This window comes from Paenibacillus suaedae, from assembly GCF_032337355.1.
Classification (GTDB): Bacteria; Bacillota; Bacilli; order Paenibacillales; family Paenibacillaceae; genus Paenibacillus_B; species Paenibacillus_B suaedae.
In genome coordinates, this window is record NZ_JAVYAA010000006.1 from 303,368 (window position 1) to 320,004 (window position 16,637).

The following is a 16,637-nucleotide window of genomic DNA, read 5'->3' on the forward strand; positions in this document are numbered from 1 at the left end:
CCGTTGATTGAATTCAGAAGCCAAGTTAGTGCACGAGGGTGTATTGACCATGGAGATATGAACGAATAAATGCTTGGATAACGTCTGCGTTGAGACCTAGCGGGCTTTCCAAGTGAATACGCAGTTGTTCTTTATCGTAGTTGACGGAAATGGATAGCTGAGCTGGAGCACTGGCTTCCTGTTCACTGAATGAGTTCCGGAAAGCATCAATCTCCTCTTGTGATGCATAGCCTTGGAAATTATAGAGTACAAGAGCTTGTGGCTGCCCGCCGCTGCGATAAGATGCATCCAGCAGACTCGCAAGTTCGATATATTCCCCTGATAGCTGCTTATGGTACAGCAGTGACAAGAAGTTAATCGAATGTCGTCTGCAATGCTGCATCACATCTTGTAACCTAGCTGCCGGTTGTCCTTCGTGCAACAGCACGGGGATAATATCTAGAAATTCTCCTACGCTGTTGTAGAAATCCTGATTCTGATAGCTTCTTCCATAATGGATCATCGCGAGCGGAACGTCGGTTATTCCTGTATAGGAACGCAGTAAAGCGCCAACCAAGTCAAACGAATACTGCCATGGGTCTGCTATGTTCGTCAATGCAATCGGGATGGACAGCTCAAGCTCCGTAACCTCTCGGTTCGGAACGTGGAGCAGACTGTCTATGATGGAGCTGTTCTGCTCTTTCCATACTCGCAGCTCATGGTATTCGATGATATCCTGTTCCGTGATACCTACTGGCCCCTTGGACAGCAGTGTTACATAATCTGCATACGGCTGAATAGGCTCGTCGTCCCTGCCTGCTATCCCCTGTTCAAATTGACGACGCACAACTTCTGCACTCATCCCATCAAAGGCAATATGGTCGAATCCCCATAGAATCTGATGGGTATCATCTGATACACGCAGACAGCACAATCTCCAAGGCAAATGGCCCGCTATATAGGGTTCTGACAAAATAACGCCAGTCAAGCCGTCCACAAGATGTTGTTTTGTCGTCTCGTGATACGTCCGCAGATCGATATACGGAATGTGCTGAGCGATGAATGCAGAGAGAGCGGTACTATCATACTCACTCCAAGCAGGCTCATCCTCCCCTTCCATTACGCTATGAAGCAGCTGATTGCGCTGAATAATTGTGACTAGCAAGTTGCGAAGGAACTTCTCGTCCACATCGTGAATAGAAGTAACAAATCCGCTGACTTGAGCCCCGAATGCTCCGTGTGCGAGTTGGACAGGCGACAATGGGAAACGGCCAACTCGATCCGCTGAAGCCATCATTGTGGAAATAAGCGAGCATGAGACACGTACATGCTGCACAAGCAACAGGATTTGCTGCTCAGAAAGCTCGACCGCTGCTCCCTCTCTCCATGGGTCGTCGTGCTTTTGGAGAAATGAGGACGAACGAGAGCTGCTCAATCCAGGAAGCGCAGCCAACTGCTCGACTGTCGGATACATGAAAATTTCATTCACCTTCAATTGAAGCCCAGCTTGCAGCAGAGCCTGAACAAGTGCGATAGCCTTAATGGAATGCCCCCCATGCTTGAAGAAATCGTCTGTAATACCGAGTCTCTCCTGATCCAGCACTTCTTGCATGCAGCGCAGAATCGTCTGTTCGACCTCGGTTCTCGGAGCCGCATATGTCGACTGACCCTGCTCATTCTCACTGATGTTCTTCAGGGCCTGACGATCGATCTTTCCATTTATATTGAGAGGCATTCGTTCAAGCTTGATCAGACGAGCAGGAATCATATAGGCTGGAAGCTTTTCGCGCAGCAGTGCTTTCATCTGCTCTTGATTCCATCCCTGTCCATCCGCACGGTCTGCCTGCTCAACGGTGTAGTATGCAACCATGTACATGCTGCCGGTTCGATCTGTTCTCGCTAATACAACTGCCTCCTTCACGCCGCTGACGTGCTGGATATGATTTTCGACCTCTCCAAGCTCAATCCGGAAGCCTCTGATTTTGACTTGGAAATCAAGTCGACCAATGAAGCCAATCTCCCCTGTAGGAAGCCTCCATACCAAGTCCCCAGTTCGGTACAGCTTGCCCGTTTTGTCGAATGGATCGTTCACGAATCGCTGTACGGTCAGTTCATCCCGGTTTAAGTATCCTTTGCTTACGCCCGCTCCGCCGATATACAGCTCACCAGGTACATATGGAGGCACTAATTGCCCTTGCTGATCCAAGATGTACAGCTTGGTCTGGGAGAGCGGATATCCGATTGGAATGCTGTGCACGTGCTCGTCCGTATGTCCGATTGGATAGTAGGCAGCAAATACCGTCGTCTCCGTTGGCCCGTACCCATTGATCAATGTATCCGGCCCTAGGTACTCTACCGCTTTGCGTGCATGCGGTATCGAAATGGCTTCCCCGCCAATCAGCAATTTCCGGACATGCTTCAGTGCGGTTACATCCCAATCCACCAGCATATTGAACAATGCTGACGTGATGAAGAAGGCCGTGATTCGCTCCTGCTCAATGAACTTGGCCAACTGCGCAATTTCGATTGCCGAGTCCTTCGAGATGATGACTAAACAAGCACCATTCAGAATCGCTCCAAAAATATCGAATACCGAACCGTCAAATGCGTAATTGGACAATTGAAGCATTCTGTCACTGTGCAGTATCGTCACGTAATTCGCGTTCTTCACAACACGGGCTACATTGCGGTGACTAACAAGTACTCCCTTCGGTGTTCCTGTCGAACCTGACGTGTACATGATATATGCTGTATCGTCTGCATCTCCGATATTGGAACCGATATTGGTTGTCCATGATGCTGAGTCGTGAGATCCATCGTCATCTTCTGCTGCCCGACCTCCCTCACGATCCAGCAACAGTCGAGGGAGTGACTCGTCAAGGGTGGATTGCAGCACTGAATCTGTGAGGATGAGAGAAGCACCGCTATCCTCCAGCATGAAGGCGATCCGAGACTGCGGATAATCTGGGTCGATCGGCACATAGGTGCAGCCCAGCTTCAAAATAGCTAGAATGCTCACAATCTGCAGCGGCCCACGATCGAGCAATATCGCTATATGATCTCCCTGTTGAACATGCATGCCTGCAAGGCGTGTAGCGAGCCTGTTCGCTCGGCTATTCAACTCTGCATAAGTCAGTTCTTCATCATTCCACACAATTGCAGGGCGCTGCCCATGCAGCTCCACCTGTTCTTCAAACAACTGTGCAAGCGTTGGATGGTCTGCTTCCAGCGTAACTGCTGGATTCAACTCGTGCAGCAGCCACTCTTTCTCCTGTGGTGTTACAAGCGTAAGCTCACTCAGCCTACGTGTTGTATCTTCAGTCAATTGCGTAAGCATGTGGAGCAATCGCGTTCCATAAGATTCGATTCGTTGTCTGGTGAACAAACTCGTATTGTATTCCAAGAAAGCCACATAGCGATTGTTCCGTTTCTCGATTGTCCAAGTGAGGTCGAACTTCGAATCCTTGTTCATCATTGGCCTAGGAGTTAGTGATAATCCGTCCAGTTCCAATTCCTCCGTGCCCATCGTAATGTAATTGATAACGACATCAAACAGCGGATTTCTTGCGATGTTCTTCTCGATATGAAGCTCCTCAAGCAGCATCTCGAACTGGCAATCTTGATTTTCATAGGCCTTCAGCATCTTCTCTTTCATGTATTGCAGGTACTCGCCCACGCTTAGGCTTTCATCAATTTGTGAACGGATTGCCAATGTATTGACGAACATTCCGACGATCGGCTCGAGATTGGCATGGCGTCTACCTGCAATTCCTGTACCCACAATAAGATCCTGTTGGCCCGTAATCTTCCACAGCGTCAGCTTCAAAACAGCCATGAGAATCATATAAGGGGTCAATCCTCGCTCAGATCCCAACTGTTCCAGCCGCCCACTGAGTGCTTCACCAAATTCGAATTCCACTTCATCGCCCGAGAAGGTAAGCACAGGCGGTCTTACGTAATCTGTCATCATATTGAGCGTCGGAATCTCGCCTGCAAATTCTTCTTTCCAATATTGAAGCTGTGTACCAAATGCTTCGCTCTTGAAGAATTCATTTTGCCAAGCAGCAAAATCCTTATATTGCAGGGACAATGGCGTTAGTGTCTTGCCAGCATACAGTGCTTGCATCTCTTCTAGTAAAATCGCTATCGAATACTGATCCGATATAATATGGTGCATATCGATGAGCAGAATGTGCTTCTCCTCGTGTATGCTCGTCCATCTTACGCGGAGCAGCGGCACCTGCGCCAAATCAAACGGCCGGATGAAAGACTTGATTTCAGCTTCCACGCCTTCCTCAGTTGTAGTGTTGAATTCAACAACGGAAGGCACCTCGTCCTCAATGATTTGGACTACTTCTCCATTTACGATCTGGAACCGAGTGCGCAGCGATTCATGTCTTTGCACAATTTCATCAATGATTGACTTGCATCTTGCCTTGTCAAGCTGCCCTTCCACCACATATACGGAGGCCAAATTGTAAGGAACCGCATCGCCAACCAGCTCATGTACGGCATACATGCGCTTCTGCGCAGATGAGACTTCATAATAAGGCTTGTTCGCAACAGACTGAATCGCCATGAATTCCTGCTCGTCAGCGCGGTTTGTCCATATCCAGTCCACCATCTGGTTAAATACGGCATTATCGAATATTTCCGTCAATGACATATCCAGCTTAAATGCTTGTTGTATGTTGGCGGACAAGGAAATGGCCTTCAACGAATGACCGCCTATGACGAAGAAATCATCCTCAGCCTTTACCTCGCCGCAGCCGAGAAGCTCCTGCCATAATTCTGCTAATTGCTCACTGATGGTATCCCGACTCCTAATACTGGATGACTGACCAATCTCGATCTGCTGAGCTTGCGACAGGGTTTGGACACATGAACCTTCTTCCTTACGCTTCAGCTCAAATGCATTAAGAATCACATCATGCTCATGATACGTCGCATCGAACACATAGGTCGGCAGCGGGATACGCTGTCTTCCGCTCTCCGGATGCAGCATCGACCAATCAATCTCGAAGCCTTCACACCACAGCTGGGCAAGCAAGCGTTGGAATTCTATCCAGCTAGATGCTCCATTCCCGCCAGCTTGCAGCCTATGAACCGACGGCGAATCCTGCGCCTCCGTTCGATGTGAATGTTGGGATGTGGCAGACGCGTAATCCGAACATTCGCAGCCGATCGCAACGACACTTACACTGATTTCTTCAATAGTGCTGCTATTATGGCTTACATCAATGAGTGGAATTCGGGATGGACGGAGTGGATAATAGAATAGTTGCTTTCTAACCGCCTCTGTCCCGGCACCATTCACTACAGCCTCTAGCGCCCCTTCTTCCAAACCTTGCAGCCATTTCCCGCTTGTTTGTACCCATTCAACCGCGTGCTCCAAGGCCAATACACCAGCAACCGTTAAGGCACATACCTCACCAATGCCTTGACCGAATAGTCCATCTGGCAGGACACCAACATCGATCAAACTCATTGCTATCCCGTAACTTACAGTAAACCATTCCAATGCAGGGTCATCTTGCAACTGATGGAAGGCATCCCTCTTATCGAGTTCCGTGCATGCAATCACCCGTTCCACATGGCGGTTGAATGTTGCCGCTAGCGGATGTAGATTTTGCGTCGTTGATGTATACCAATCTCGGCCTAAATCGCGATAAACCCCCGCTTCCGCAGCAATATAAAAGTGAGCGGTCGGTCTGCCGTCCTGAATACGCAATCCGGATTGTTGAAGGAATTGCTGCATTTCCTTCGTCTCATATGGTAAACCTCCATCTAAGAGGAGCGCCTTGCGGTATTCGAACGGCTTGCGCCCCATTTGCAATGTCCAAGCGGCATCCGAGATATGGACTTCTGGATGGCTGTGCAAGTACTCCAACACAGCCTCACTCGTATGGGTCAATGCCGATTGACTCCTAGCTGAGAACAAGAGCAAATTGACAGGTTCCGATGGCCGGAATCGGCTTATTTCAGGCGGCTGCTCCAGCACGACGTGCACATTCGTTCCACCGATACCGAAGGAGCTTACACCAGCCCGCAAGATTTGACTCCGATCCGTCCGATATTCAGCCTGTGTATTCACATAAAATGGACTGTTTGCAAAATCAATTGCAGGATTCGGCTTCGCAAAATGAAGTAAAGGCGGAATCGTTCGATGATACAGGGACAGAACGGTCTTGATGAAGCCTGCCACCCCTGCCGCAGAATCGAGATGCCCGATATTCGCTTTTACAGAACCGATGGCGCAATAGCCCGTCTTCTTCGTATCCCATGCTTGCTTCAGGGCTTCAATCTCGATCGGATCTCCCAATTTCGTTCCTGTCCCGTGTGCCTCAACATAGTGGATATCCTCAGCCGATACGCCAGCCTGTCTAAGGGCAGATTGAATGACCTGGGCTTGACCGCTCACACTAGGAGCCGTGTACCCGATTTTCTCAAGGCCATCATTATTCATTGCCGATCCCTTAATGACACCGTAGATATGATCGCCATCTCTAAGGGCTGCGGCTAGCGGCTTGAGGAGTACAACACCGCATCCATTGCCAGATACGGTTCCCGATGAATCCTCCGCGAATGGCTTGCAGTGCCCGTCTTGGGAGAAGATCATGCCTTCATGCCATAAGTAGCCTTCCTTCCGCGGATAGGAAATGGACACTCCACCGGCAATCGCCATATTCGACTCTCCACGCTGCAGTGACTGTACCGCTTGATGAATCGCTACTAATGAAGTTGAGCAAGCGGTTTGCACATTGAAGCTAGGCCCTTTCAAATTGAGCTTGTATGACACACGGGTCGTCAGAAAATCTTTTTCATTTAAGGTAATCGCTTCGAATGCACGAAGCAGATCTTGTTGATGACCTAAGAATTGAATCATCCAAGGAAGATTGGAGCCACTTCCGGCAAACAGGCCAATTAACCCCTTGTATGCGGAAGGATTGTATCCCCCATTCTCCAGCACTTCCCATACGCATTCATGAAGCAGCCGAATTTGCGGATCCATCATGTTGGCTTCCTGATAGGGATAATCGAAAAATGCGGAGTCGAAATACTCGATACCATCAAGGTAACCTTTTGCCTTCACATACTTCGGATGAGACAGCATGTCAGCATCCACGCCAGCTTGCAGCAGTTCTTCGTCTGAGAACTCCACAACTGACTCTACGCCAGATACGATATTATCCCAAAATGCATCAATCGTAGGCGCTCCTGGGAATCGTCCCGCCATCCCTATCACTGCGATATCTGCTGTCGCATGACTTTCAGCAGCAACTGGAGCAACTGGCATTGCAAGACCAATGTCCTGCAATTCTGAAGGAATGCCGATACTCTTGACTAATGATTCAATCGTTGGATATTGGAACAGCTGCATTAACGGAATGGAACGCCCGATCAGAGAATTGATCCGATTATTAATCAGGATTAGTCCCAATGAGTTCCCGCCAACGTCGAAGAAATTATCCCGCACGCTAATGCGATCGGTTCCGAGCACATCCTTCCAAATATCCAATATCGCCTTCTCCAATCCTGTTGAAGGCAATTTCGTTTGTCCCGTCATTTCCGATGACTCTTGTGGGAGCGGCAGTGCTTTCTTGTCAATCTTTCCATTTGGAAGCGTCGGCATCTCCTCCAGCTGACGAACGAAGCCAGGAATCATATAATGAGGCAGCTTCTCTCGCAACCACGGCTTGAGCCATATATGCGCTTCTCCGTCAACATCCGCTTCTTTTTTAACCGTGCAATATAATCCAAGCTGTTTGTTCCCGCGCTTATCGTCGTAAGCAGCAGCTACAGCCTGTCTAATATGTTCATGCTTCTGAACAACCTTCTCAATCTCATCAAGCTCCACCCGATATCCGCGTACTTTGATCTGCGAATCCAGCCGTCCCATCAGTTCGATTTCGCCATTGGCAAGCAATCGTCCGCGATCCCCTGTGCGATAGAGGCGGCAGCCCGGAAGCTGTTCTGTTTCGAAAAATTTGCGCTTCGTTTCCTCCGGATTGTTCAAATATCCGCGTGCAAGTCCATGTCCAGCCAAGCATAATTCGCCGAATACCCCTACCGGCTGCAGCAGTCCAGAATCGCTGATGATATACGCTTGTGTGTTCGCAATCGGCTGTCCAATTGTAACCGACTTGGAAGCCGTCAACTCCTTCGCTACCGACCAGATGGTTGTTTCTGTCGGGCCGTACATATTGAATAATCTTGCTTCGGAACGAGTTTGCAAGTCTTTCAACAAGGCGTCAGGATAATTCTCCCCTCCGCTCAAAATACAGGCAAGCTGCTTCAGCGCAGGTGCAAAATCCGAATTCTCAACAAATGCCTTAATTCGCGATACCGTGCTTAACAGATGCGTAACCTTGTGCTGAACAATTTTCTCATTCGCCAGCATCGGATCCAACTGTTCACTCTCATTAGCAATATATACGGAGTGGCCCGTGCACAGTGGAACAATCGACTCGAATGCAAAAATATCAAAGGATAACGTCGTTACACAAATGACACGATCCTCTTCGTGCTGGAACACACCTCTCTGTTGAATATCTTGAATGAAATTGAGGATAGAGCCTTGATTGATCATGACTCCTTTCGGCTTGCCCGTTGAACCTGACGTAAAGATGACACAAGCTAAGTTGTTTTGATGAGTTCGTGATACAGGATTGCTGCAGTCTTCTGTATTGTGATTTCTGATAGAGTTTATGATCTCTCTGCAATCTACCATTTCCCCTGCAAACTCAATGCCCGCTTGATACTCTTGTGGACATAATAGAATATTCACATTGCTCTCTGTGAGCATGTACGTGATTCGTTCCTTCGGGAATGCTGGATCGATCGGAACATATGCTCCGCCTGCCTTCAGCACCGCCAGCAGTGACACGATTAAGTACTCATCCCGTCTTGGCATCACGCCAACCAGCGTATCCGCTGTAACACCTTGTTCAATCAAGTGGTGCGCGATCGCATTGGCTTGTTCATTCACTTCGCGGTACGTAAGCTGTCGTCCATCGGTTACGATAAGCGCCGGTTTGTCTGGTTGTGTTCGTGCATGGTGTTCGAACAGCTCTACAATTACTAGGTTCTCGTCATATGGCAGCGCCGTATGATTCACATCAGTCACAATCCATAACTTTTCTTCTGGCGTCAAGAATTCGATCTGCCCCAGACTAGTATTAATATCCGTTGTGATGCGCTGCAAAATGGCCTGAAAGTGTCCGATCATTCGCTGCACGGTTTCCTTGCGGAACAATCCCGTCGCATATTCTAGGAAACCTTCTACCGTCTTCTCTTTTTTGTTTTCCTGACAGGTTAGTACCAGATCATAAGCGGAAGTTGTTGTCGGGAAAGCATATGGTGCAAACGAGATGCCATCGATTTCAAGCTCATGGAACTCCATATTTTGAAAGTCGAAGCAGACATCAAACAGTGGATTGCGGTTGAATTCTCGTTGCAAGTGCATACGGTCAACGAGTTCGTCAAATTGGCAGTCTTGGTTCGAAAATGCCTTCAGTGCGTTCTCCTTCACTTCATGCAGAAACTCCGCAAACGACTTCTGGCTCAACGGACGGTTCCGCATCGCAAGCATATTCACAAACATGCCGACGGTATCTTTCGTCTCTTCCTGCGTTCTTCCCGCTACAGGTGTACCGACGATAATATCCTCCTGACCAGAATAACGGGCTAGCAGGACATACCATGCACTCAACATCATCATATACAGCGTCGATCCCGTTTCTTGAGCCAGTTGAATGAGCTTCGCCGCGCAATCTTCTTCAATGTGGAAATAAATCCGGTCGCCATGGAAGTCCTTGACAGGCGGTCGTTCATAATCTGTCGGCAATTCCAGTACAGGCAGTTCACCGCCAAGCTGCTGGAGCCAGTATGCCCGCTGATCGTGGATTTCTTGTCCAGCAGACTGCTGCTCCGCTTGCCAGACTGCATAATCTTTGTACTGAAGAACCGGCTGCGTCAACTCCCCGAAATACAACGCGTTGAAGTCTCTCGTAATAATCTCCATGGATGTGCCGTCCGCAATGCTGTGGTGCATGTCGAACAACAACAGCTGCTCGTCCGAGCCTGTGCGAATGAGTTCGACTCGGAACAATGGCGCACTTCCTAAAGAGAATGGCTTAATGAATGAACGGATCAATGGCATGATATCCTCGTCATTGAAACGGTCTATTTCCCGATACGTAAAAGGAATATCTACGGAATCATGAATGATTTGAACGGCTTGATCGCCGATAATGTCAAAGGAAGTCCGCAAAGATTCGTGGCGCAACATGAGCTTTTCCAGTGTTTGTTCTACTCGGGTTCTGTCCAGCAGCCCTCTAATCTTCGTAGCAGATGGAAGGTTATAAGCAACGCTGCTTGGATCAAGCAGATGCAGTGCATACATCCGATTTTGAGCAGATGACAATGGATAGTAATCTCTTTGTGCCGCAGGTGCGATTTGCACTTGCTGATAAGAGTATGCTGAATTCTCATACAAATGAGCGACCAATGTGATCGGTGATGAATAAGTGAATAAATCAACAATCTCCACCTTGATACCTGCATGCTGCTGAATCGCATGAGCCAAGCTAACCGCCTTCAAGGAGTCGCCGCCGAGCGAAAAGAAGTCTTGATCACTTGCAATCATGTCGAAACCGAATACAGATTTATACGCAACCAATACCGCCTGCTCTAGTTCACTCTGGTTACGAAGTGTCGCTGCCACTGCGAGACGATCCACATGATTCTGCGAATGCTGAGAATAAGACGATTGATGCACAGCAGCATTTGATCGTGGCAATGATGCTTGGGGAGGGCTAAACGCGATATCAATTGGGAAATGTCCTTTGTCAAACACATAGGTTGGTAGCGACACACGCTTGCGAACAGTATTGCCTCGCATGGCTTTCCAATCGAGATCGACACCCGCTCCCCATAGGAGTCCTAGCTTATGATGAATATATTCCACATCATCCAGCGCCTCTTGCGGATGGCGTATTAAGTTCACGAAATGTTGACCGGCAGCCTTGGATTCATGTTGTCTCGCAAAAGTACTTAAGGTACGACCCGCCCCGACTTCGATGAATACATCGTGCTCCGACTTTAAGATTTGTGTCAGGCATTTAGCGAAGTTCACTGGTCGTAAAATATGCGCTGCCCAGTAGGACGGCCGATTCATTTCGCTCGGCGACACCCATTCTCCGGTCACATTCGAGACGATCGGAATACGAGGCTCGTTGAACCGATAAGCGGACAGCCGCTTCTCAAATTCACGAGCAGCCTCCTCCATCATCGGCGTATGGAAGGCATGGGATGTTTTTACCCGAACTGCCTTCCAGCCGAGCTGCTCGCACTTCGCTTCGAATTGTGCAATCGCTTCTTCCCGCCCGCCAACGACGCAGCTATTTGTCGTATTTTCCAGCGCAATCCACACATTCGGAATCAGTTCCGGCTCTGCCATGCTTGCTGTCGCCATAACGGCAAGCATTACTCCTGGCTCCTGCTGCTGCATCAGACGTCCGCGCAAGCGAACAATCTCCACCGCGTCCTTCAGTTCGAATACACCTGCGACCGTTGCCGCGGCAAGTTCTCCAATGCTGTGTCCAATCATTCCTGCCGGCATCACGCCAAGCTCCAGCATCGTAAGCGCCAATGAGTAGCTTGTGCCAAACAGTGCAAATTGACTGTTCTCCGTCTGATTGATTCGTGAGCTATCGCCAACGCCGTATATCATATCCTCGAACATCAGCCGTTCGTCTTCAGTCAGGCATGACAGCACATGATCCATATGCCGCTTGAATATGCGGGAAACTGCGCTTTGTTCAGCGGAACGGTACAAGGAACGACCCATTCCTTGGTACTGGCTCCCTTGTCCTGGAAACAGGAAGTATACCTGCCGCTTGGCTGGCTGCACCTCATGAACAGCAGCGTCTTGCAGCTGTTTCAGCAGAAGCTGTGGATCATCGGCGTAGCGGTTATTCACGACGAGCGCCTTACGGTAGGCAAATGGCTTCCTTCCTATCTGTAATGTCCATGCCGCATCGGTAACGTTAATGCTTGGGTTGTCTATCAAGTGCTGTACGATATTGTACGAAGTGTTGACAAGCGCCTCCTTGCTCTTGGCGGAGAACACAAGCAAATTCACCTGCTCCGGATCGCTGCTGTCCATCATGCTCGGAGCTTCCTCCAATACCATATGGGCGTTCGTACCGCCAACCCCGAACGAGTTGATGCCTGCTCGGCGCTTGCTGCCTGTACCGATGGTCATCCACTCCATTCCTTGTGCCTGCACAGTAAATGGCGTACTCGCAAAATCAATTTTGGGATTCGGTTCCATATAATTAACCGTTGGCGGGATATATTTGTGCTCCAAGCTAAGTGCAACCTTCGCCAAGCCGATCACTCCAGCAGCTGTATCGGTATGCCCTACGTTGCCTTTCACCGAGCCTAACGTACAAAATTGCTTCTTTTCAGATGCGAACGCCTTCGTTAAAGATTCCACCTCGATCGGATCGCCGAGCGCAGTGCCTGTTCCATGAGCCTCAACATAGGTTATCGTTTCTGGATCAATGCCTGCAACACGATACGCCTCCTGGATAACCTCAGCTTGTCCTTCCACACTTGGCGCCACAAAACCAATCTTCTGTCTTCCATCATTATTAATCGCGGAACCTTTAATGACAGCATAGATATGATCGCCATCCTCAATGGCCTCATCCAATCTCTTCAGCACGACTAATCCCATACCGTTCGAGAACATGGTTCCCTTCGCCTTGGCGTCGAATGGCCGGCAGTGTCCATCCGGAGAAAACATCATGCCTTCCTCGTAATAATAGCCCCCCTCATTCGGCAGTTCGATCGTGATCCCACCAGCCACAGCAATATCGCATTCGCCAAGAATTAATGACTGACACGATAAGTGAGGGGTAACCAGCGTTGTCGAGCAGCCTGTAAGCGCTGAATAAACTGGCCCTTTAATATCCAGCTTATAAGCGATCCGAGTCGCCAAGAAATGATTCGTGCTCAGTGTAAAAGCTTGATACTTATCACTAAATCCACTTTCGCCGAACAGAACCTTCTGATACCATTCAAAATCGTCAGACCCGCCAAGAAACAACCCAATCTTCGAGGTATCAGATCCGGGATAATATCCGGCATCCTCTAATGCTTCCCATGTCCCTTGATAGAGAAGACGAAGCTGTGGCGACATCATCTGCACTTCACCTGGTGTATACTCGAAGAAGTTTGGATCGAACTCCTCAATGCCATCAATGCGTCCTTTTGCCTTCACATAATTCGGTGATTTCAGCAGGTTGGGCTGAATCCCTAATTCGAGCAATTCTTCATCCTTATAGAAATGGATGCTCTCTACGCCGCCTTTTAGGTTATTCCAGAAATCATGAATATTGGAAGCACCGGGCGCGTGAATGGACATGCCGATGATCGCGATATCCGATCGAACGACTTTTCTGTCCCGTTGGAAAAATGATTTCCGATCGGTAATCGTCTCTTCCTCAGCTTGATTGAAATGATCAGCCAGCAATCGTACAGTTGGATATTGGAACAGCAGCGTGATTGGGAAATCCTGCGTCAATGCTTTTTTCAGCTTGTTGTGCATTTGGATCAAGGCTATTGAGTGACCGCCGATTTCAAAAAAACTATCATCCACACCGACATGGGTAATTCCAAGTACCTCTTGCCACACAGAGGCAATAAGAACCTCTAAATCGGTATTCGGTGCTATGTCGCTTGATGAAGCTGCATCTAAATAGTCTTTGTCCGCGATCAGCGCATTCCGATTCACCTTTCCGCTCGTATTGAGAGGAAGCTCTCTTTTATGTACAAAGAAGGAAGGAATCATGTACGCTGGCAATTCCTTGGATAGGTGCTCCTTCAATTGAGCCACTGAAATCTCATCGTCAGAGAGATAATAGGCGCACAACGCAGCCGACTTGCCTGTCTCCTTCTTCACAACAACGATAGCCTGCGTAATTCCTTCCATCTGCGACAGCACATTCTCGATTTCTCCTGTCTCGAGCCGGACGCCGCGCACCTTTTCCTGAAAGTCAATTCGTCCGAGAAACTCAATCGTTCCGCTTGGAAGCCAGCGGGCCAAATCCCCCGTGTGGTACATATTGCGGAAGTAGTCCGGATCGATCCCTTCTTGATAGAACGGATTCGCGACAAACTTCTCCTTCGTCAGCTCATCCCGATTCAAATATCCCCTGGCCAAGCCTACACCGCTAAGACATAATTCACCTGCGATCCCAATTGGCTGTAATTGATCTTGCTTGCCTACGATGTACCAGCGCGTCTCATTGAGCGGCTCACCAATTGGAATCGAGCGTGTTGTATCGTCGCCCCTAATCGAATAATGGGAAGCCCATATCGTGCATTCCGTTGGACCATATACATTTTCAAGCTTAATATCCGTATGCAGCGAATTGAATTTATGCAAAATATCCGGCGTTACAGCCTCCCCTCCAATACATATCCACTTCAAGGAGGCTAGCTTTGACAGATTGTCCGCATTATCCAATAGTTCCAAGAAGGCTCGGAACATGGTAGGTACGAAATTGATATGAGTAACCTTATGCTTGTGTATCTCTTCCAAGATGATTTGCGGGTTTTTCTCTCCGTCTGGCTCCAATACGAGCAAGCTGCCTTCTCCCATAAACCACCCGAACAATTCCGTTCCGGATACATCGAACGTATGCGGTGTTTTGAGTAGGTACAGATCATGTTCTTCCACCGGAAAACGTCTTTCCAGATCGAGCAATGTATTCACGACACTATGATTCTCGATCATGACGCCCTTCGGCTTGCCGGTTGAACCCGAAGTGTACATAATGTAGGCCAAACTGTATGGATCCAGCTGTACTTCGGGAATCGAGTCATCCCCACTGTATATGTTCGGATCACCCACATCGATGATGTCTACTTTCCACTCTTCCTCGAATGGGAGATCTAACGTAGTGATAAGATAAGACACATTCGCATCTTCGAAAATAAATTGTTTTCTAGCTGACGGATACATTGGATCTATAGGCACGTATGCACATCCCGCCTTAAGAACCGCTAATAAACTAATGACTAAGTTAGCTGATCGTTCCAGCTGAATGCCGATACAGGATGGAGTTCCTTGCGTTTTCTGAAGGATATTGCGAGCCAATTGATTAGCTTTTGCATGAACACTAGCATATGTCTCAACTTGGTCTTGGTCGATCAATGCCTTTCGTTCCGGATGCTTAGCGACCTTGGAGTGGAATAGTTCAATGATGGTACGAGGTTCGTATGTAAAATAGGAAGTTTGATTAAATTGTTGCAGGATAAGGCTTCGTTCTTGCTCCAACAGCAACTCCGCTTCTCCGATCTTGATGTCTGCCTGTCCGCTTACCAGTTCCAGCAGTTTCATGAAGCGAAGACCTAATAAATCAATCGTTTCATCTGCAAAAAGTTCTGGCTTGTATTGAAGTTTAATCAAATCTTTGTGAGGGGTATGTTGCAGGATAACCATTAGGCTTCCGGGAAATGTTACGCGATCTTGATCGAGGATTTCTGCCTTAAGTTCGTACTGATCGCTGTCTTCTACGATATCATATACGAAGCTAACATCGAAGATAGATGGAGTTCCCGGCAATGGGAGCAATTGATTATCTCGCATAATCAGATTGTTCGGATAACCGATATGCTTGTAGACTTCGATAAACTCCTTCGACACTTGCTGCAGTGCTTCGGAGAAGCTCTGTTCATCCTTCAGCAGCAGACGCATGGGCAGCATATACACAAAGCAGCCTATCGATTCCTCGAAATCCATATCAGGACGATATGAAAATGGTGAGGAGAACACAACATCCTCTTGCTGCGTATAACGATTCAACAGTACACCGAATGCGGCCAATACAAACATAAAGGTCGTAACTTCCTGTTCCCTCGCCTGTTTATGAATCTGTTGCAATAGATCAGATGAGATCTCGATTCGTTTTTCCTTGCCGATGCCATGAACTTGATGTCGAATAAAGTCATTCGGCAGGGCAAGAGGCTCTGCACCTATCATCTTTTTCGCCCAATACTCTCTTTCTTTGTCGTACCCTCCCTGAGCAAGTTTTGTATTTTCTTGGCTCATGAAGTCGGTAAATCCCGTATTCGGCTTTATTTCAATTGGCTCTTTTCGTGCGAGCTTATGATCGTATTCCAAGAGCTTTTGCTTCAACACTTCGAGTGATAATCCGTCGGAAATGATGTGATGAATGCTGATGAGAAAAATATGCTTCTTGTCAGATAGCTTAATCAAGCTTGTGTGAAATAGCGGAGCTGCTGTGAGGTCAAATACTCGGTTTAACTCTTGCTCAACCTGAAGCTTTACCCGTTCTTCCTGAAGTTCAGGTTCTGCAGAGAAATCTAACTTTGTTAGTTGAATATTGATTCGTTCGTGGACAACGAGGAGAGGCATTTCATCACTGACATCAAGACTGCATCGCAAGGCTTCCTGCTCCTCAATGACTAGTTTCAGAGCTTGCTCTAACCGAGCCTCGTTTACTCCTTCAAGCATGATGGAAGCTGTAATGTTATAAGAGAGCGGGTCGTCAATTTGGCAATCGAAGAATATTCCCTTCTGGACTTCTGTTAATTCTAGTCTGCGCGTTACCATAGCTAGA

Annotated in this window: 1 protein-coding gene; it reads right to left on the reverse strand. The window is 48.2% G+C overall.

What is annotated here, in order from left to right; genetic code table 11:
• Positions 1-25: 25 nt before the first annotated feature.
• Positions 26-16,630 carry a non-ribosomal peptide synthetase/type I polyketide synthase gene (locus tag RQP50_RS22730; RefSeq protein WP_315746831.1) on the reverse strand — a complete coding sequence of 5,535 codons (16,605 nt, stop codon included), beginning with the start codon at positions 16,628-16,630 and terminating at the stop codon, positions 26-28.
• Positions 16,631-16,637 lie beyond the last annotated feature (7 nt).